Genomic DNA, 19,137 nt, shown 5'->3' with positions numbered 1-19,137 from the left:
GACAAAATAAAATTGAGAAGGTGATAAGTTTGGTAGAAAACACTGTTGTTATACATAATGATGATGGATTACATGCAAGACCTGCAACAAAGATTATAGAAATAGTAAACAACCATAAATCAAATGCCTTTCTTTGCTATAATAATAAGAAAATAAATTTAAGAAGTATAGTATCTATTATGTCATTGTCGATAGAAAAAGGAACTGAAATTAAGTTCATGACAGAAGGCGATGATGAACAAGAATTATTAGATAAGTTAATTCATTTAGTAGATTCAAAATTTGAATAAATAAGAGCTCTTTTCTTTATATTAGAGGAAAGAGCTCTTATAAATTTAATATTAGTATAATTATTCATAACTAATCAAAATTTCCAAAAAATTCATAATATCCATTGTATGAATTAAATTGATACCAATCAATTTTTTGTGTTTCTTTATTAAAGATACATATGCCGTAGTCATATTTAATTAAAATATTTCTAGGCTTATCAAGACGGATTCTTCCTCCTGTAATAGGTATTTTATTATTGTCTGATTCATAGAAAGATGAGTCTATAATTTCATTTTCATATTGTAATTCAGCATATATTTTTTCTTTAGCACTTTTATAGGTATATCTAGGAAAAGTAATTACGAATATTATTATAATTCCTAGAAGAATACATGAGTTGACAATAAAAAAGTTTTTTTGTTCATAATTTTTAAAAAATATTACATATACAAATGATGCAATCATCAAAAACATACTTAAATATTCAAAATGTATTAATATTTCTTCATATACGTGTTCGTTAGCGACTAAATAAAATAAATTTAGAAATATATATAATTGAACTATTGTTAAATTGTATTTTTTAAATTTAGGCATAAATTCCTCCAATTTTTAATCAAATATAATACATATAAATACAGTTCAGCTTCATAAATATAAGTTAGTGGAATTCTAGATTTGAATAAATAAGAGCTCTTATAATTTAACATTAGTATAATTATTTATAACTCATCGACAGTTTTAAAAAGTTCATAATGTCCATTATATGAATTGAATTTATACCAATCAATTTTGTGTGTGTCTTTATTAAAGATACATATAGCGTAGTCATATTTAATTAAAATATTTCTAGGCTTATCAAGGCCAATTCTTGTACCTATAATAGGTATTTTATTATTGTCTGGTTCATAGAAAGATGGGCTTATAATTTCATTTTCATATTGTAATTCAGCATATATTTTTTCTTTAGCACCTTTATAGGTATATCTAGGAAAAGTAATTAAGAATATTATTATTATTCCTAGAAAAATACATGAGTTGACAATAAAAAAGTTTTTTTGTTCATAATTTTTATAAAATATTACATATACAAATGATGCAATCATCAAAAACATACTTAAATATTCAAAATGTATTAATATTTCTTCATATAAGTATTCATTAGCGACTAAAAAAAATAAATTTAGAAATATATATAATTGAACTATTGTTAAATTGAATTTTTTTAATTTAGGCATAAATTCTCCATTTATTTTTATCAAAATACATATAAATATAGCTATTTTTTGTTAACAGTAAGGTGTTGATTTTTCATTTCCACTTTTATATTATTTTATAATTACTATGATATCATATGTTGTTTAAAAAAATGTATATTATTGTTATAAGTTATAAAATTAAGAAATAATACAATTTAAATACTTATTATTACTAAGTTTGATTAAATATTAAATTTTAGTAATATACACTATCTTGAATTCAATAAAACACTATTATATAAATATTGGCTACATAAGTTTAGATAATACATATAACTGAAATTAAGTTTATAACAGAAAGTGATGATGAAAAAGAGTTATTAGATAAATTAGTTGAATTGGTTAATTCAAAATTTGAATAAATAAGAGCTCTTTTCTTTATGAGAAGAGTTTTTATTCGTTATATTTTTAAATTGTATAAGTTAAGTCAAATATGTAAAATATAAAAGTATTATTTACTTTGATTTTTTTAGAATATTTTTATAGCATATTATAACAAGAGTATGAAGAAATATTAAATAATAATCAAGAATTATACAATAATTATGTAGGTGATATTTTGAAGAAAATTAGTATAGCGTTGGTTTTATTAATATTTATTAGTAGTATAGTATATAGTGATGATTTAAATACAGGGTTAAAAGGAGCATTATTAGCTGATTTTGAAAGTGGAAAAATAATATACAGTTACAATATAGATGAACCTATAGAAATTGCCAGTATAACAAAATTAATGACTTATACTGTAGCAATGGACGAAATAAAAAAAAAGAAATTAAATTTAGACGAATATGTTGATATAGGTGAAAATCCTCCAAAAGAATATGGTTCAACATATAGACTAAAAATAGGTGAAAGAATAAAGCTACAAAAACTTATAGAATCAATGTTAATAGCTTCTGCAAATGATTCATGTGTAGCATTATCAGAGCATATAGTTGGAAGTGAAGAAGAGTTTGTAAATTTAATGAATAAAAAAGCAAAAGAGATAGGGCTAAAAAACACTAAGTATATAAACTCAAACGGCTTACCAGAAAATGAAAAACAAAATCTTATGAGTATGAAAGATATATTGACACTTACAAGATATGTTTTAAAAACCTATCCAGAGATATTAGATATCACCAACAAAGAAGTATTGAAAAAAGGGAAAATAGTTTTTAAAAATACTAATCCATTGTTAACTAGAATTGAAGATGTAGATGGATTAAAAACAGGATATACAGAAATGGCTGGCTATTGCTTAGTATCTACAATGAATGTACCTAAATCTCAAAATAATGATAAAGAATTTAGATTTATTGGTATTACAATGGGAGCGAAAAGTAAACCAGAAAGAACCAAAAGAAGTTATAATTTATTAGACTACGGTTTAAAAAATTATAGTTATAAAAAGCTGGTAGAACAAGGACAAAATGTACAAGAATCAGTAGTTGTTAATGGTAAAAATAAGACAATAGAAGCTATAGCAAAAGAAGATATATACGCTTTAGTAAAAAAAGATTCTATTATTACTCAAAAAGTTGAAATCATAGAAGAATGCAAAGCACCCATTGACAAAGGTCAATATTTAGGAAAAGTTTTGTACTATTTAGGAGAAGAAAAAATTGCTGAGGGAGATTTAATAGCTAAGAGTGATGTAGAAAAAAAATCATATATTACTGATATACTTAACTATATAAAGGGTATTTTCTGTAATGTATGTATATCTTAGTTATCAATAACAAAAAAACTACAAATTTTCAAAATAAATTTTTGACATAATAATATATATGTATTATAATGAGTATAATATTAAAAGACTATGAAGAGAAGAGTAGTAATGGAAGGTAGTTAAAGCGAGTCGGTAAAGGTGAGAGACCGATACGAGAGCCATTTACGAAGAACATCTCTGAGTTGCTAACCGAAATCCTAACAGAGAGTAGACTTAGCCGGAACCAAACCGTTATAGATTGGACAGTATGTAAGTACTGATAAAGTGATTATGTTTAGTAATAAACAGGGTGGTACCGCGGAAGATATACCTTTCGTCCCTATATAGGGATGAAAGGTTTTTTATATTTTTTGAACAATAAATAATATAAGGAGGTAAAAACAATGAGTTACACATTAATAAAAGACATCTATGGGAAACAGCAAGATTACAAAGATCAAACTATCAAAATAGCTGGATGGATAAGGACAATAAGAGCATCAAAGAAATTTGGGTTCATAGAATTAAATGACGGGACGTTCTTTAAAAATATTCAAGTAGTATTTGAGGAAGACTTAGAAAATTTTGATGTAATCAAAAAACTTTCAATTAGTTCATCAATCATAGTTGAAGGTAAATTTGAACTTACACCAGGAGCAAAACAACCATTTGAAATAAAAGCTCAAAAAATAGTAGTAGAAGGAACTTCTTCAGCAGATTATCCGCTACAAAAGAAAAGACATACATTTGAATATCTTAGAACAATAGCACATTTAAGACCAAGAAGTAACACATTTTCAGCAGTATTTAGAGTACGTTCATTAGCTGCTTATGCAATTCACAAGTTCTTTAATGAAAGAGGGTTTGTATATACACATACACCAATTATAACAGGTAGTGACTGTGAAGGTGCAGGAGAAATGTTTAGAATAACAACACATGATCTAAACGATATTCCTAGAGATGAAGAAGGTAAAATAGACAACACATTAGATTTCTTTGGAAAAGAAACAAACCTTACAGTTAGTGGACAGTTAAACGCTGAAAGTTATGCGCAAGCATTCAGAAGAGTTTATACATTCGGACCAACTTTTAGAGCTGAAAACTCAAATACAGCTAGACATGCGGCAGAATTTTGGATGGTAGAACCAGAGATAGCATTTGCTGATTTAGCGGATGATATGAAGCTAGCAGAAGATATGCTTAAATTCATAATAAAATATGTTATGGAAAATGCAAAGGAAGAAATAGAGTTTTTTAACAAGTTTATTGATAAAGGATTAATAGAAAGATTAAACAATGTAGCAAATTCTGATTTTGCTAGAATAACATACACAGAAGCTGTAGAAATTCTAAAAAAAGCAGATGTCAAGTTCCAATATCCAGTAGAGTGGGGAACAGATTTACAAACTGAACATGAGAGATATATTACAGAACAAGTGTATAAAAAACCAGTATTTGTAACAGATTATCCAAAAGAAATTAAGGCTTTCTATATGAGATTAAATGATGATGGTAAAACAGTTGCAGCTATGGATTTACTAGTACCGGGAATAGGTGAAATAATAGGTGGAAGCCAAAGAGAAGAAAGATTAGACGTATTACAGCAAAGAATAGATGAACTAGGCTTAAATAGAGAAGATTATTGGTGGTATTTAGAGCTTAGGAAATTTGGTACAACTAAACATGCAGGATATGGCTTAGGCTTTGAGAGAGCTATAATGTATCTAACAGGAATGGGTAACATAAGAGATGTAATACCATTCCCAAGAACAGTAAAATCAGCGTTATTCTAAAGGTAAAATAAGAAGGTATCTTTTTTCATTAAAACATGAGAGAAGATACCTTTTATTTTAAGCAGAGTAATATATATTTATTTAAAAGCTAGTCTGCTTACTTCTAGGAATATAATGAGTGTAGTTTCACTAATTGTACTAAATAATTGCAAACGATTATTGTATGGTTTTGTATAAAAGTATTGTTTAATGTACTTTTTCTAGGATTACTTTTATATGACTGTAATATGCTTTACAAACTAATATATATTTAGAATACATAGAGGAAAGCCTTAAAATTAGATAATTTGACAAATATAAAAAAATATTATATCATATATAAGTATCGATATATGTGCATCTGTAGCTCAGTAGGATAGAGCAGTGCCCTCCTAAGGCATGTGTCGGGGGTTCGACTCCTCTCAGGTGCACCATTTTTATGTCTTAAAATAGATAGTAGTTACAATGAAAATAATAGGTAAGGATTTAAATTATTAGATTCTTATAAAGATTATTCTGTTCTAAAGTGACAGAATTTTTTTGTTCTCAGGTATAATTTTTTTGGGTACAAGTATAATCTCTTCATTTGGAATGTTTTTAAAAGGTAAATTGTATTGCAAAAAATCATTTAGCAGTTGAATGGTTAAGCGATTGTTAATAAAAATTATAAAAATTATATTCTACCAAATAAGAAAAGAATTTGGTGGGTATTTTAAAAAATATATATGTATGATAGAATTAATTCACATACTATTAACAGTAATAATTAATGAAATAATCATGGTTTGAAGCTAACTAAAGAAACTTTTTCATAATAACAATAACTGGGAAAGAGTTAGAATAGGTGAAACAATGGAAATGAATAAAATTGATATCGCAAAGTAAAATAATTAAAAACAAATCGGCAGGTGTTTAAATATGAACGAAGTAGACGCTTATATAAGTAAATTGTCTTATGAAAGAAAGAAGAAAGTAGAAGACATAGTACAATTTATCAGATTTAAATATCCAAACATAATAGAAAGCTGTAATTACGGACCCAAAACTAAATTTCCCGTATTTAGGCAAAGTGGAAGCAGGATATATGTAGGTATAGCAAGTCAAAAATCATATATATCAATACATTTTGGCAAATACGATTGTGTAGATATAGTAGCTCAGGCGGACAAAAAAATAAAAACAGGCGTTGGATGTGTCAAAATACCAGATAGTATACCATTTCCTTTAGAGTATATTAAACAAGCTATTTATTTTTGTTTGAATGACAAAGAATAAAGTATTTAACAAATTAGGAGAAATAAAATGGATGAATATTACATGAAGCTAGCGATTGAAGAAGCATACAAAGCTTATGAAATTAAAGAAGTGCCTATAGGAGCTGTTATAGTAAAAAATAACGAAGTAATTTCAGAAGGATATAATTTAAGAGAAACATCAAAAGATGCAACGACACATGCTGAAATGATAGCAATAAGAGAAGCATGTGAAAAGCTAGGTGGATGGAGACTTTCTGGATGCTGCATGTATGTGACAATAGAACCATGTCCAATGTGTGCAGGAGCTATAGTTAATTCTAGAATAGATAGACTTGTAATAGGAGCGCTTGATCCAAAAGCAGGGGCTTGTGGTTCAGTAATGAACATAGTCGAAAATCCAAAGTTGAATCACAGAGTAGAAGTAGTAAAAGGTATTTTAGAAAATGAATGTTCTAAAATTATGAAAGATTTCTTTTCAGAGTTACGTAGTAAAAAAGGAAAGAATAAAATAAATTTATAAGTTTAGGCTTTGAATTAATACATAGAAGCTTTGTTGAAATATCAACAATGTTGTAAGATGCATAAATTTGATGAATAAGGTGATTATGTGGATATTATAAATTTCATTGAGGTTAAAACAGATGAAGTTAGTATAGAAGATTTAAATAAATATCATGAACCTGAAAAGATCTTTGGATTTTGTAAAAGATGTCCAAATTACAATAAAATATGGTCGTGCCCACCTCATAAATTTGAAACATCTGATTACATAGACAGCTATAATTATTGTAGTGTAGTAAGAGTTAAAATACACATAAAGGAAGAATCGAGAGCCAATAAAGAGGCAAAAAAATTATCTAGAAAAATATCTGATAACATCAGGCTATATTTTGACAAAAGCCTTATTGATATTGAAAGAAACTTTAAAGATACAAAAGCTTTATACGCGGGAAGTTGTTTGTTATGTAATAATTGTACGAGGACAAATAATAGTCCTTGTATAAAACAAGATAAAATGAGATATTCACTTGAAGCATTAGGTTTTCAAGTTAGTGGAATATGTGAGATGTTTAATGACAAAATATTGTGGAGTAGTGATAAGCTTCCAGAGTATTTGATGTTTGTAGGAGCAGTACTAAGCAAAGGTAAATTGGATAGTGAATTAATAAAAGCTTATATAAAAACAGGCAGATAAAAAAAGTACATCCTATAAGTAATTATGAAGTTTTTACGATACCTATAGTGATGTACTTTTAATTTTATTTTTTCACATCTACATCATTATTATCTTTAATAGAATCTCTATATTCAATAATAGCTTTAGCTATAGCATTAGCACACTCATCTTTACCCTTTTCTGATTTCAAAAATATAGTATCATCAGTGTTGCTTAAATAACCTAGTTCAATAAGTACAGCTGTAGTATTTGTATTTTCTAAAACATGAAGTTTATTATCTGATTTATATTTCAAACCTCTGTTTTTAGTAAAATTAATCATACTAAGATTATCACTTATTTTTTTTGCTAATTTTTCATCTTCGGTATCCTTAAACTCACACCAGACTTCAGTGCCCTTAATAGAGGATGAGTTTTTATAATAATTACAATGAATTGATATAAAAACATCTGCATTACTCGTATTAGATATCTCACATCTTCCCTTCAAAGAATCGAGTTGGGTTGTCCAAGGAATATCGTCATTAGTGCGGGTATATATAACGTTTATACCATTGTCTTTTAATACTTTTCCTACCAAAAGAGATACATCCAAGACTATATCTTTTTCAAAAACATTGAAGGTCTTAGAATCAGCTCCACTGTCAAAGTCACCGTGCCCCGGATCTATGCAAACGGTAAATACATCTTCACCTGTCAATGAATTATTAACTGATGTTTTACTAACTACATTAGCTTCAGAGTTATTATTACAACTTCTGATTACTAAAAAACAACTTACTATAATTAAAACAAATAATAAACTAAAAAAGCGTCGTCGTCGTTTCATCATAGCTTTCCTACGTTTTTTTCTTAAGTAAAGCTTATATTTTTCTTCAGAACTAAGTTGATTATATTCCATAAAATTATCTCTCCCGTAATACATTTTATATTAATAGCTAGATTTTACTCAGTTTGAGTATAAATACAAAGCTGTTTACGTAAAATTATGAATAAATTTATTATATAGCTATTTTAATACTATTATTGTATTTTAAGTATATATATAAAGTATATATTATTTGTAAACAAGTTGTAAAATAGTATTTAATTATTTATTGTTAAAAATTTGATGAATTTTAAAATTTGTATCTGAGGTATAGAATTATTTAATTAAAATCTAACCTATTGAAACTAATAGGGAGTTATATTATAATATTTGTAGAAAATTATAACAAAAATAATAAAACAAGTAAATCAAAAAATTATTAATTATTTTTAATATGCAATAAAAATAAAAGAAATTGAGTATTGAATATGGTGTTGTACAAAGTATAATGCAAGTTGTTTTTATAAAAAACTATACTAATTTTTAAATGGAGGAAGATTAATAGATGCGCAGAGCAATAATCTGTATATTTATAGGATTGATTGTTATATTTGCCGGTGTTCAAATATACAATCATTTTGAAGAATACAATTCTTTCAAAAACAAAAAAATTAAAATTCTCAAACAAATAACAACTAATGGAAAGAGCTATATGGACAGGTCAACAGGAAACAGAGAGTTTACTATTTTAAGTAAAGAAGATAGAGAAATAATTATTCATGCAATAGAAAATGCAAAACCATTCCGTAAAGATATTATGCTAAAAACATCTGATATTCTTATAATAATTGGAGATGCTAGACTAGCATATAACAAACCATTTATTATTTTTGATGAAGAGCCGCAAAAGTTATATAAGCTTAACAAAAAAGATATACTTAAAGTTGATAAACTGCTTTTAAGGTTAGAAGAAGATTATAATAAAAAGCAATGATTTGAACACAAGAAAACGTATAAGAGATAGTAAATATACAGTTGAAGAAAATATAAAGAGTATTTTATAAAGATTTTTAAGGTTATCTTATTTGAAAACATAACGAATATTAAAATTTATCCACAATTTCAAAAGTTTTTGACTTCCCAATGTATTATAAAAAAGCTTATATCATAAGATACAAGCTTTTTATGAACAGTTATTATTTAACAGCATCCATCAATATCCTAGCCATTTGTACACCAGAACATGATGCCATCATCAAGCCTCTAGTTAATCCACATCCATCACCAAGGAAATGTAGATTTTTTATATTTGCTTTAAATTCTTTATCTATAGTTACTTTATTAGAGTAAAATTTGATTTCAGGTCCGTATAACAGTGTTTCAGTACTAGCTATACCAGGAACAATAACATCCATAGCTTTTATAAAGTTTATAATATTTGTCATAGGTCTGTATGGTATTGCAGATGTAAGATCACCAGGAACTGCATCAGTTAATGTTGGTTTAACATTAGATCTGTGTAGTTCTTTTTCCCAAGTCCTTTTTCCATCTAGTATATCTCCAAAACGTTGTACTAGTATTTTGTTGTTACCTAACATGTTCAAAAGTTCCGCTACCTTTTTACCATATTCAATTGGTTGGTTAAAAGGATACCTAAAATTATGAGAGCTCAATATAGCAAGGTTTGTATTCATGCTTTTTTTCTCTTTATAAGAGTGGCCATTAACAATAGAAAGCTGGTTATCATATCTTTCCTCAGAAACAAAACCACCCGGATTTTGGCAAAATGTTCTAACTTTATCTTTAAATGGATTAGGATACCCTATTAGTTTTCCCTCATAAAGAACATTATTTATTTGCTCCATAATTTCATTTCTTACTTCAACTCTTACTCCAATATCAACAGTACCTGCACTATGTTCTATGCCATGTTTTATACACATTTGCTTTAACCAATCAGCACCTTTTCTTCCAACACATAAAATGACTTTATTACCATAAACTATTTCAGATTTATCAGTATTACCTTTAACAAAATCATAAGAACTAAGGAGCTCAATTCCTTTTATCTCATTATCTTTAATTATTAAATCTTTAACATAAGTAGTATCTCTTAATTCTACACCCTCAGCAATAATATAATCTTGAATTTTTCTATATATTTCTTGAGATTTTTCAGTACCTAAATGTCTGATTGGACAATCAATTAATTTAAGTCCTGCTTTTATTGCTTTTCTTCTTATTTCTTGAACCATTGTACTTTCAACTAAACCGTTTACTTCAGTGTCAGCGCCAAATTTTAAGTATATATTATCTACATAATCTATCAAGTTTTTTGTATTATCATAGCCTAGATATTCAGGTAAAATTCCACCGACTTCAGGACTTAAACTTAACTTTCCATCTGAAAATGCTCCTGCTCCTGAAACACCAGCTGTAATATTACAGTAAGGTTTGCAATCTACACATTCGTGTGTTACTTCTTTAGGACAATTTCTATTTTCTACTTTTTTTCCTTTTTCTATTAATAATATTTTTTTATCTTTATTTAGGTTAACTAATTCCAATGCTGTAAATAAGCCAGCAGGACCAGCACCTACTATAATAACATCATAGTTCATTATAAAACCTCCTTAGTAGAAAACACATTAATACATAATAATTATACCACAAAATACGAATAATTCAAAGAAATACATCAACAACATTCGATTTTAAGACGTGAAACACATTATATATTACAAAAATTCACATATATAATTCGGACATTTACATAAATGTTTAAAATATATATTAAACAAACAAATATCGACATAATAATTAAAAATATGATATATTTATTAGTAAATTAGACATCATAAAAAAGGTGGTGTTTTTATGAAAAGAAAAGAAAAAATTTACAATGAAATAAAGGTATTATCGAGTAAAATAACAAAACAAGATTTGCAATATAATTTAAATATTGGAACTTCAGCACAAGAAATTAGTGATAAATTAAAAATTGCTAGAAATGCTGTAAGTCAAGAATTAAACACATTAAATAAAGAGTATAGACTTATAAAAATCAAATCAAGACCAGTTCTGTTTATTGATACAGATAGTTTCGAAAATCTATTAGAATGTAAAATAAGAAAGTGTGATTATGAAGTTAAATCATTTGAACGTCTCAAAAATAAGTACTTAACTACATCTATTAGTGAAGCGGAAACAAAGACTAAAACAGAGGAAGATCCATTTAATAGATTAATAGGCAACAATAAAAGTTTAAAGGAAGCTATTGATAAAGCTAAATCAGCTGTTTTGTATCCACCAAATGGACTACATGTGTTATTGACAGGTGCATCAGGTGTTGGAAAAACTTTTTTTGCAGAGGTTATGCATCAATACTATGAAAATTATAAACATTCTCAGACTTCAATTCCTTTTGTGTATTTTAATTGTTCCGAGTATTATAACAATCCAGAGTTATTAACAGGGCAACTTTTTGGATATACAAAAGGAGCTTTTACAGGAGCAACAGCAGATAAAGAAGGGTTAATACAAAAGGCAGATGGAGGGTTTTTGTTTCTAGATGAAATACATAGACTTCCCGCCGAAGGACAGGAAAAACTGTTTTCTATACTTGATAAAAATCAATATAGAAAACTAGGAGCTTCAGGAAACCTAAACAAGGTTAATATTAGATTAATAGGAGCTACAACATGCGATGTCAACTCATCCTTATTAAGAACATTTTTAAGGAGAATTCAAGTAGTAATAGAAATTCCTAAGTTATCTAATAGAACGCCTAAAGAAAGATTAGAGATAATATTGAAATTTTTACAGCACGAAAGTATTAAAACTGGATTAAAAATTAAATTGTCATATGAATTTGCATATTACTTGATGACACATGAGTTTGAAGGAAATATAGGTGAACTTAAAAGTGAAATACAATACAAATGTGCACAAGCATTCCTAAATGTAATGACAAAAGGATATGAGTATATAATACTGGATGACACTTTTGTGACAGAAAAGAATATATATGATGATTTAAAAGTAAAAAAATTACTTGATGCATTATTTAACAGATTGGAATATACAGATATAACACCAGAAAGTAATTATATATTTGAAAAAGAATTAAATTTACAAGATAATGACAGTAACGGTATCAATTTTTATTCTTTGCTTACAAAAGAATATAATGCATTGAGAGAGAAAGATTTATCATATATTGAAAGCAGATTATTATTAGAGAATAAAATTCAGACATTGTTTCAATATACTTTTTATTATAAAATTCAAGAAAATAAAAACAATGAACTATCTAGAAAACTAATAGATGGTCCAATGACAGGAAAGATAAATAAGATAATAAACAAAATTGAAGAAATAACACACATAGAATTTGATGATGCAACTAAAAACAATTTTTATCTTCACATATATACTTTTTTATCATATGTAAGAAACGGAGAAAGTACACCGGTTTACAACACATCATATATAGTTAAGAATTATAAAAAAGAGTATGATGAAGCAAAAGTGATATGCACATATATGAGTGATGTATTTAGAGTTTCATGTCCAAAGAGTGAGCTTATATTTATCACATTATTTTTAAATGCATTATATAATAGCAATCCAATTAAAAATGAGAATAGAAACTGCGGTGTTGTCATAATTGCACATGGAAATACAACTGCATCAAGTATGGCTGGTTTTGCAAATACCTTATTTAAAACAGAAATAATTCAGCCAATAGATATGCCTTTAGAGCAGTCTATTAGCGATACATTAGATAAACTCATAGAATTAATAAAAGATAAGAAATATGAAGAAATGATATTATTAGTAGATATGGGATCGTTAGTTTCTTTTGGCCAAGTTATTGAAAAAAATTTAGGAGTAAAAAATATAGTTATAAAGAATATAACGACAGAAGTATTGTTGGAAATAACAAGGAAAGTTGTATATGACTTAAAACCGCTTAATGGTTCAATTTTTTAAAGAAATATCTAATAAACAAGTGCTTTTAGTTGAATCAACTAATGCAATTAATAAAAATACTAAAGTATTAATAACATCATGTATAACAGGAATAGGTACAGCTAATAAAATAAAAAAATTGATAGAAAATACATTCAAGGATTTTCTGCCTCAGGATTTTAAAATTGAGTCAAAAGAATACCATCTAATAGATACTCAGGAAAAACTATTAAAACAAATAAAAGATGACGAAGAGATAGTAGGGATTATAGGGACCTTTAATATTAATGTATTTGATATTCCATTTATATCACTAGAAGAGTTATTTTCAGAAAATGGTATTGATCTTCTAATGGATATTATTGGCATAAGAGAGCAGTTAAATAATTTTGAGGGTAGTTTAAAAGAAATAACTGACAAGTTTGTTAGTTCTATTACATTACAAAGTATAATAGACTATTTAACAATACTAAATCCTAATAGAATATTATCTGAAGTTGAAGAAGCATTAACTTTAATAAGCGAAAAATTAAGAATCAATATATCAAAGCAAATAAGGTTAAGATTTTTAATACATTGCTGCTGTATGGTAGAAAGAATAATAATAAATAAAATTCCAATAGAATATGAGATAAAAAAATATGATAATGTAATAAAAGAAGCTTTTTCTGTAATAAAACTGTCATTTTCTAAAATAGAAAACAACTATGGGATAGAATTATCTAATAGGGAAATCGCTTGTATTTATGAGCTTTTATATCAAAAAACACCTTAGGGTGTTTTTTTTATGACACAAATTTGGCATGTTAATTGCGATATACATAAGTACTTGAAAGGAGGTGGCATAATTGTCCACAGAGAATGCAGAAATATTACTTTTAACCCATGGTGGATGGGGTGAAAAACTTATAGAGAGTATGAAAATGATTCTAGGAGATACTCCTAGAGTTTCTGAAATTGCATTGACTGCGAATGAAACTTTTCAAGAATTCTATGAAAAAGTTGAAAATAAAGTATCTCAATTGGCTGATAATTCCGTTATAATGACAGATTTATATGGAGGAACTACATCTAATGTATCAGCAAAATTAAGTCAGTTGTATAAAATAAGAGTTATTTCAGGGTTAAATGCACCAATGCTACTAGAAGCAATTTCTTCTATAGATAGCTTAGAAAGTGAAGAAACAATAGAAAGAATAGTTTCTTCTGCGCAAAATGGATGTAAGGATGTAATTAAATTATTAGAAAAAGCAATGAATAAAAATTAAAAAATAAAAGGAGGAAGCAATATGGCAGAAATAGTGCTTTGTAGAATTGACAGCCGTTTAATTCATGGGCAAGTTGTTACCAAATGGGTAAATCAAGCAGGAGCTAATAGAATAATTGTAATTAGTGATATGCTTGCTAGTGACCCATTCATGAAAAATGTGTACTTAATGGCAGCACCACCAAATGTAAAAGTAGATTGTTATGGAATAAATGAAGCATGTGAAGAATGGAAATCAGATAAGTTTGGATTAGGTAATGTATTGATACTTTTTGGTGATTTAAAATCATTAAAACTGGCTTGGGAAAAAGGATTTAGCGTTGAAAGAATTCAAGTTGGTGGTTTGGGTGGAGGACCTAACAGAAAAACTGTTTTTCAAAATATTACTCTTGATGATGCTGATGTAAAAAGGTTAGAGGAACTTGATGGGAAAAATGTTGAAATATATTTTCAAACAATACCTGAAGACAAGCCTCAGCCTTTAAAAGACATATTAAAAAAATATAAATAATAGGAGGTTTTATTATGGGATCATTAGGTATCGCTATTTGTATGGGCTTATACTATTGGTTTGCTAGATTAAGATTTGGTTATACTTTTTCTGGAATGTTAATACAACCAGTATGTGTAGCTGTAGTAGTTGGACTGTTATTTGGAGACATGGCTGGGGCTATGATAATAGGTGCTGGAGTTCAATTAGTGTACTTAGGGGTTACATCTACACCGGGTGGAAATGTTCCTTCAGACCCTGCTTTAGCAGCTTGTATAGCTATACCAATAGCACTGCAAACAGGATTAGAACCAAATATGGCAGTAGCATTAGCTGTTCCATTTGGAATATTAGGAGTATTTGTAGATCAATTAAGACGTACTACAAACGCTTTCTGGGTTCATATGGCTGATAAACATGCCGAAGAAGCAAATACTAAAGGAATTTATAGATGTGCATTTTTATACCCTGCAATATTAGGTTTTATTATTCGTTTTCCAATAGTATTTATATCAACTTATTATGGAGAAGCTGTAGTAAATAAAATACTAGCTATATTACCAGTTTGGTTAACACATTCATTTGAAATAATGGGTGGTATATTACCAGCACTAGGTTTTGCAATTACAATTATGGTTATAGGTAAAAAACGTCTTATTCCGTTCTTTATCATGGGTTTTTTTGCAGTAAAATTCTTAAATATAAATGTTATGGCAGCAGCAATATTTGGTACATGTTTAGCATTATTGTATAGAGGAACAGCAAATAAAGGAGGTGCAGAAGCATAATGCCAGATAAAATAACTAAAAAAGATATACGAAAAGTATGGTTAACATATTATCTTGGAGCAGAATTGTCAAACTCCTATGAACGTTTGCAAAGTTTAATATTTTGTTCAAGTATGATTCCTGTACTAAAAAAACTTTATACTACTAAGCAAGAGTTAAGTGAAGCACTAAAGAGACATTTAGACTTTTTTAATACTGAAGGTATATTTGGAACAATTATACATGGTATAACAATAGCTATGGAAGAACAGAAAGCAAGTGGTGAAAATGTTCCTGATGCAGCTATTACAGGTATCAAAACAGGTTTAATGGGACCGGTTGCAGGTATGGGAGATTCAATAGTATGGGCAGGTATTATGCCATTAATTATAGCTATATTCTTACCTTTTGCAACACAAGGAAGTGCTATGGGAGGTATAATGCCATTAGTGACATACACAGCAGTAACAATGATAATAAGTTACGGATTATGTATAAAAGGATATTCTTTAGGTAGAGAATCAATATTAAGTTTACTTCAGGACGGAAGAGTCAAGGAGTTAATAACAGGTGCCAGTATACTAGGTCTATTCATGATGGGTGCACTATCAGCAAGTTATATAAACATCTCTACACCTCTTGAAATAAATTTATTGGAGGGCAGTCCAATAGTCATTCAAGATATCTTAGACTCAATGGCACCAGGATTATTACCCCTAGCAGCAGTGTTTGGTATATATTGGTTTTTAAAGAAAAAAGGTCCGCGTTACAATATTATTTTAACATCAATTATAGTAATTAGTATAGTATGTTCTTTATTAGGAATTTTATAACAAGGTGAAAGATAGTCCCATTTTTATAGGCGCGGGTACCGATTAGATTTAATAGGAGTGTGCAATTTTTTGTTTTATTGAAACGGTGTGCTGCAATTAATATGTAATTGCTTCGGTTGTTATAAAGTTATATTAATAAGAAAATGGGAGTTTATTCTCCTTTTTTCTTGTTAGGAGGTTAATATATGAGTATATATGAATCAATAGATTTAAGAAAAGTTATTAATGCAAGTGGTAAGATGACAATATTAGGAGTTTCTACACCAGCAGATGAAGTATCACAAAGCGTATACGAGGCTTCCAGAGATTTTGTTGTAATAGATGAACTTATGAAAAGAGCAGGGGAGCTTATATCAGATCATACTGGTGCAGAGGCTAGTTGTATAACTTTAGGAGCATCATCAGGCATAGCAATATCTACCGCAGCTGCTATAACAAAAGGTAAAATTTCTTTGGTTGAAAAATTACCAGATAGCACAGGTTTAAAAAATGAAATAATAATTCAAAAAGGACATTGTGTAAATTTTGGAGCTTCAATAACTCAAATGATTAAGATTGGTGGAGGAAAAATCATAGAGGTTGGATGTGCTAATAAAGTAGAAATAGACCATATAAAAGAGGCAATAACTGATAACACTGCAGTACTTTTTTATGTCAAATCCCATCATGCAGTTCAAAAGGGCATGGTTTCATTAGATGATATGATTAAAATAGGACAGGAGTTTAATCTACCGATAATAGTAGATGCAGCAGCAGAAGAAGATTTGAAAAAATATGTTAGATTGGGTGCAGATATGGTTATATACAGTGGAGCAAAAGCCATAGAAGGACCTACATCTGGTTTTATTACAGGTAAAAAACACTGGATAGATGCTTGCTACAAACAGTACAAAGGAATTGGACGAACAATGAAAATCAGTAAAGAAAGCATAATGGGATTAATAAAAGCATTGGAATTGTATGAGAAAAAAGATAACAAAGCACTATGTGAAAAGCAGATAAAAATTGTCGAGTATTTAAAAAACGAAGTAAGTAAAATAGATGGGCTAACAGCTGACATAGAGCAAGATGAAGCGGGTAGAGAAATTTTCAGATTGAAAGTAAAAGTAAACAATGATATTTTAGGATTCGATGCAAGAGCTTTAATAAAGGAATTAGAAAATGGTAATCCAGCAATATACACAAGGAACTATTATTCTAACTTAGGTTATATACATTTTGATCCAAGACCTCTTCATCAAGGAGAAGAAGAATTATTATTAGATAGATTAAAAGAAGCGGTAAATTATTTGAAGGAGGCAAAATAACTATGGATTTTGAACGTTTTAATTTTTATAAAGGGAAAGTAGCAGTTAATTATTTAGCTAAAGATGCAGACAATGCAAAGGAAGTATTTGATGCAATGGATGGGAATACTGTCATTGGATTATTATCTAAAAATTTTGATACAGTAGAAGAAGCAGTAGAAGAAGGGAAAAAATATTTAGAAAAAATTCCGGTGATATCAATTGGATTAGGAGCAGGAGATCCAAAACAATGGAAGGTAGTAGCAGAGATAGCTTCAAAACTTGATCCAGGTCATGCTAATCAAGTATATACAGCTGCAGGATATACAGCAGGAGTATTAAATGCTAGTGGATGCAATAATACCTTTGTAAATGCACTTATTAGTCCAACAGGTGTAGTTGGTAAAGTTAAAATATCAACAGGACCAGAAAGCTCTAATATGGAAGATGCAGTTGTAGATGTAAAAACAGCTATAACTATGTTAAAAGAGATTGGAGTTAAGTCAGTTAAATTTTTTCACATGAAAGGAATAAAGCATATAGATGAACTTAAAGCTGTTGCAGAGGCTTGTGCTGAATTAGATATGCCAGTTATAGAACCAACTGGAGGAATAGATGCTAGCAATGTTTATAAAATAGTTAAAGTTTGCTTAGATGCAGGATGTAATAAAATAATACCTCATGTATATACATCTGTTATTGATAAAGAAACTGGATTAACTTCTGTAGATATGGTAAAAGAAGTTTACAATGAAATTAAGAAGCTTTTTTAATTATATAAATATTTAGACAATTTCGCAAAATAAAGTGATAATTCGTTGACAAGTGACAATAATCTGCTATAATGAATATTAATATATTTATAAACAGTGAATTTGATGGAGGATATTAAAAATGTTAGAGCTTAATAGAAAGAATAGTTCAGTACAATTTTATACATTTTTTAACTGGGGTTATTATTTTAACGCTGGTTGTTTGTATTGCAAAAAAATTAAACTAATTCTTTCTAATGAGGTATAACTTAAATTATAATATCTACACATTTATATAAGTGTAAAAAAAGACTCATTAGAAGAGTCTTTTTTTTATGTGTGCCCAGCATGGGCATAATCTATAGGGTGAAAGTCCCGAACACCGAAGGTGATTAGGTGTTAGCCAAGAGCAAGGGTGTCCACCGTGAGGTGGAATCTGAAGGAAGCTGGAGGCAAATTTCCGGTCTGAGGAATACGAATCACATATGAGGCTGAATATAGTTGGATGAGTTTGCATAACAAAACAA

19 protein-coding genes, 1 tRNA gene and 1 other annotated feature are annotated in these 19,137 nt (G+C 28.3%); of the genes, 16 read left to right on the top strand and 4 right to left on the bottom strand.

The window, feature by feature from the left end:
* The first annotated feature begins 29 nt into the window (after positions 1 to 29).
* Entirely contained in the window at positions 30 to 290 is a 261-nt protein-coding gene (locus AYC61_RS02365; RefSeq protein ID WP_066496353.1) for an HPr family phosphocarrier protein, read from the top strand.
* 70 nt (positions 291 to 360) lie between these two features.
* On the opposite strand, the gene AYC61_RS02360 is transcribed toward AYC61_RS02365, so the two are convergent.
* Both AYC61_RS02360 and AYC61_RS02355 read right to left on the bottom strand, forming a co-directional pair.
* Positions 361 to 870, bottom strand: a complete 510-nt coding sequence (locus AYC61_RS02360) for a hypothetical protein (protein WP_066496350.1) — start codon at positions 868 to 870, stop codon at positions 361 to 363.
* Positions 871 to 995: 125 nt separating this feature from the next.
* The gene (locus AYC61_RS02355; protein ID WP_066496348.1) at positions 996 to 1,511 is read right to left on the bottom strand and encodes a hypothetical protein; all 516 of its coding nucleotides are present in this window, start codon (positions 1,509 to 1,511) and stop codon (positions 996 to 998) included.
* Between the two features lie 580 nt (positions 1,512 to 2,091).
* On the opposite strand from AYC61_RS02355, the gene AYC61_RS02350 reads away from it, so the two are divergent.
* The 6 genes from AYC61_RS02350 (at position 2,092) to AYC61_RS02325 (ending at position 7,451) form a co-directional block, all read left to right on the top strand.
* Positions 2,092 to 3,246 (top strand): D-alanyl-D-alanine carboxypeptidase family protein, encoded by a 1,155-nt coding sequence (locus AYC61_RS02350; RefSeq protein ID WP_066496346.1) that lies wholly within the window; start codon positions 2,092 to 2,094, stop codon positions 3,244 to 3,246.
* An 81-nt stretch (positions 3,247 to 3,327) separates the two neighbouring features.
* Positions 3,328 to 3,570: a binding site (T-box leader), on the top strand.
* A gap of 59 nt (positions 3,571 to 3,629) precedes the next feature.
* Positions 3,630 to 5,021, top strand: coding sequence for an asparagine--tRNA ligase (gene asnS / locus AYC61_RS02345; protein ID WP_066496344.1), 1,392 nt, complete (start codon positions 3,630 to 3,632; stop codon positions 5,019 to 5,021).
* A gap of 336 nt (positions 5,022 to 5,357) precedes the next feature.
* Positions 5,358 to 5,434: transfer RNA gene (locus AYC61_RS02340), tRNA-Arg, on the top strand.
* 484 nt (positions 5,435 to 5,918) lie between these two features.
* Positions 5,919 to 6,275, top strand: coding sequence for a DUF1801 domain-containing protein (locus AYC61_RS02335; RefSeq protein ID WP_066496340.1), 357 nt, complete (start codon positions 5,919 to 5,921; stop codon positions 6,273 to 6,275).
* A 27-nt stretch (positions 6,276 to 6,302) separates the two neighbouring features.
* Complete coding sequence (gene tadA / locus AYC61_RS02330) at positions 6,303 to 6,776, top strand: tRNA adenosine(34) deaminase TadA (RefSeq protein ID WP_066496338.1); 474 nt, start codon at positions 6,303 to 6,305, stop codon at positions 6,774 to 6,776.
* Between the two features lie 87 nt (positions 6,777 to 6,863).
* Positions 6,864 to 7,451 (top strand): DUF2284 domain-containing protein, encoded by a 588-nt coding sequence (locus AYC61_RS02325; protein ID WP_066496335.1) that lies wholly within the window; start codon positions 6,864 to 6,866, stop codon positions 7,449 to 7,451.
* 64 nt (positions 7,452 to 7,515) lie between these two features.
* Here the strand turns inward: AYC61_RS02325 and AYC61_RS02320 are convergent, their stop codons facing one another.
* A complete protein-coding gene (locus AYC61_RS02320; RefSeq protein ID WP_066496328.1) occupies positions 7,516 to 8,334 on the bottom strand; it encodes an N-acetylmuramoyl-L-alanine amidase family protein in 819 nt (272 codons plus the stop codon).
* A gap of 472 nt (positions 8,335 to 8,806) precedes the next feature.
* On the opposite strand from AYC61_RS02320, the gene AYC61_RS02315 reads away from it, so the two are divergent.
* Complete coding sequence (locus AYC61_RS02315; RefSeq protein WP_066496326.1) at positions 8,807 to 9,235, top strand: hypothetical protein; 429 nt, start codon at positions 8,807 to 8,809, stop codon at positions 9,233 to 9,235.
* A 202-nt stretch (positions 9,236 to 9,437) separates the two neighbouring features.
* On the opposite strand, the gene AYC61_RS02310 is transcribed toward AYC61_RS02315, so the two are convergent.
* Positions 9,438 to 10,862: an NAD(P)/FAD-dependent oxidoreductase gene (locus AYC61_RS02310; protein ID WP_066496323.1), complete on the bottom strand. Its 1,425-nt coding sequence runs from the start codon at positions 10,860 to 10,862 to the stop codon at positions 9,438 to 9,440.
* 256 nt (positions 10,863 to 11,118) lie between these two features.
* On the opposite strand from AYC61_RS02310, the gene AYC61_RS02305 reads away from it, so the two are divergent.
* The 8 genes from AYC61_RS02305 to dagF all read left to right on the top strand — a co-directional run bounded on the left by AYC61_RS02305 (position 11,119) and on the right by dagF (position 18,631).
* Positions 11,119 to 13,236, top strand: a complete 2,118-nt coding sequence (locus AYC61_RS02305) for a sigma 54-interacting transcriptional regulator (protein WP_066496321.1) — start codon at positions 11,119 to 11,121, stop codon at positions 13,234 to 13,236.
* A complete protein-coding gene (locus AYC61_RS02300; RefSeq protein WP_066496318.1) occupies positions 13,220 to 13,990 on the top strand; it encodes a PRD domain-containing protein in 771 nt (256 codons plus the stop codon). The genes AYC61_RS02305 and AYC61_RS02300 overlap by 17 nt, the downstream gene beginning before the upstream one ends.
* 73 nt (positions 13,991 to 14,063) lie before the next feature.
* Positions 14,064 to 14,483, top strand: coding sequence for a PTS sugar transporter subunit IIA (locus tag AYC61_RS02295; protein WP_066496314.1), 420 nt, complete (start codon positions 14,064 to 14,066; stop codon positions 14,481 to 14,483).
* 21 nt (positions 14,484 to 14,504) lie between these two features.
* Positions 14,505 to 14,993 (top strand): PTS sugar transporter subunit IIB, encoded by a 489-nt coding sequence (locus tag AYC61_RS02290; RefSeq protein ID WP_066496313.1) that lies wholly within the window; start codon positions 14,505 to 14,507, stop codon positions 14,991 to 14,993.
* Between the two features lie 14 nt (positions 14,994 to 15,007).
* Positions 15,008 to 15,760 (top strand): PTS mannose/fructose/sorbose/N-acetylgalactosamine transporter subunit IIC, encoded by a 753-nt coding sequence (locus AYC61_RS02285; protein ID WP_066496312.1) that lies wholly within the window; start codon positions 15,008 to 15,010, stop codon positions 15,758 to 15,760.
* Positions 15,760 to 16,572, top strand: coding sequence for a PTS system mannose/fructose/sorbose family transporter subunit IID (locus tag AYC61_RS02280; protein WP_066496311.1), 813 nt, complete (start codon positions 15,760 to 15,762; stop codon positions 16,570 to 16,572). Before AYC61_RS02285 ends, AYC61_RS02280 begins: the two co-directional genes overlap by 1 nt.
* A 185-nt stretch (positions 16,573 to 16,757) precedes the next feature.
* A complete protein-coding gene (locus AYC61_RS02275) occupies positions 16,758 to 17,879 on the top strand; it encodes a DgaE family pyridoxal phosphate-dependent ammonia lyase (RefSeq protein WP_066496308.1) in 1,122 nt (373 codons plus the stop codon).
* Between the two features lie 2 nt (positions 17,880 to 17,881).
* Positions 17,882 to 18,631 carry a 2-dehydro-3-deoxy-phosphogluconate aldolase gene (dagF, locus tag AYC61_RS02270; protein ID WP_066496304.1) on the top strand — a complete coding sequence of 250 codons (750 nt, stop codon included), beginning with the start codon at positions 17,882 to 17,884 and terminating at the stop codon, positions 18,629 to 18,631.
* Positions 18,632 to 19,137 lie beyond the last annotated feature (506 nt).

It is taken from the genome of Abyssisolibacter fermentans (assembly GCF_001559865.1).
Taxonomy (GTDB): Bacteria; Bacillota; Clostridia; order Tissierellales; family MCWD3; genus Abyssisolibacter; species Abyssisolibacter fermentans.
This window is presented reverse-complemented; position numbering and strand designations above follow the sequence as displayed.

Coding starts and splice junctions, on each gene's coding strand:
- tadA (WP_066496338.1), top strand. CDS start 6,303: ATGGATGAATATTACATGAAGCTAGCGATTGAAGAAGCATACAAAGCT.
- AYC61_RS02275 (WP_066496308.1), top strand. CDS start 16,758: ATGAGTATATATGAATCAATAGATTTAAGAAAAGTTATTAATGCAAGT.
- asnS (WP_066496344.1), top strand. CDS start 3,630: ATGAGTTACACATTAATAAAAGACATCTATGGGAAACAGCAAGATTAC.
- AYC61_RS02360 (WP_066496350.1), bottom strand. CDS start 870: ATGCCTAAATTTAAAAAATACAATTTAACAATAGTTCAATTATATATA.
- AYC61_RS02335 (WP_066496340.1), top strand. CDS start 5,919: ATGAACGAAGTAGACGCTTATATAAGTAAATTGTCTTATGAAAGAAAG.
- dagF (WP_066496304.1), top strand. CDS start 17,882: ATGGATTTTGAACGTTTTAATTTTTATAAAGGGAAAGTAGCAGTTAAT.
- AYC61_RS02355 (WP_066496348.1), bottom strand. CDS start 1,511: ATGCCTAAATTAAAAAAATTCAATTTAACAATAGTTCAATTATATATA.
- AYC61_RS02315 (WP_066496326.1), top strand. CDS start 8,807: ATGCGCAGAGCAATAATCTGTATATTTATAGGATTGATTGTTATATTT.
- AYC61_RS02300 (WP_066496318.1), top strand. CDS start 13,220: ATGGTTCAATTTTTTAAAGAAATATCTAATAAACAAGTGCTTTTAGTT.
- AYC61_RS02310 (WP_066496323.1), bottom strand. CDS start 10,862: ATGAACTATGATGTTATTATAGTAGGTGCTGGTCCTGCTGGCTTATTT.
- AYC61_RS02320 (WP_066496328.1), bottom strand. CDS start 8,334: ATGGAATATAATCAACTTAGTTCTGAAGAAAAATATAAGCTTTACTTA.
- AYC61_RS02285 (WP_066496312.1), top strand. CDS start 15,008: ATGGGATCATTAGGTATCGCTATTTGTATGGGCTTATACTATTGGTTT.
- AYC61_RS02305 (WP_066496321.1), top strand. CDS start 11,119: ATGAAAAGAAAAGAAAAAATTTACAATGAAATAAAGGTATTATCGAGT.
- AYC61_RS02290 (WP_066496313.1), top strand. CDS start 14,505: ATGGCAGAAATAGTGCTTTGTAGAATTGACAGCCGTTTAATTCATGGG.
- AYC61_RS02280 (WP_066496311.1), top strand. CDS start 15,760: ATGCCAGATAAAATAACTAAAAAAGATATACGAAAAGTATGGTTAACA.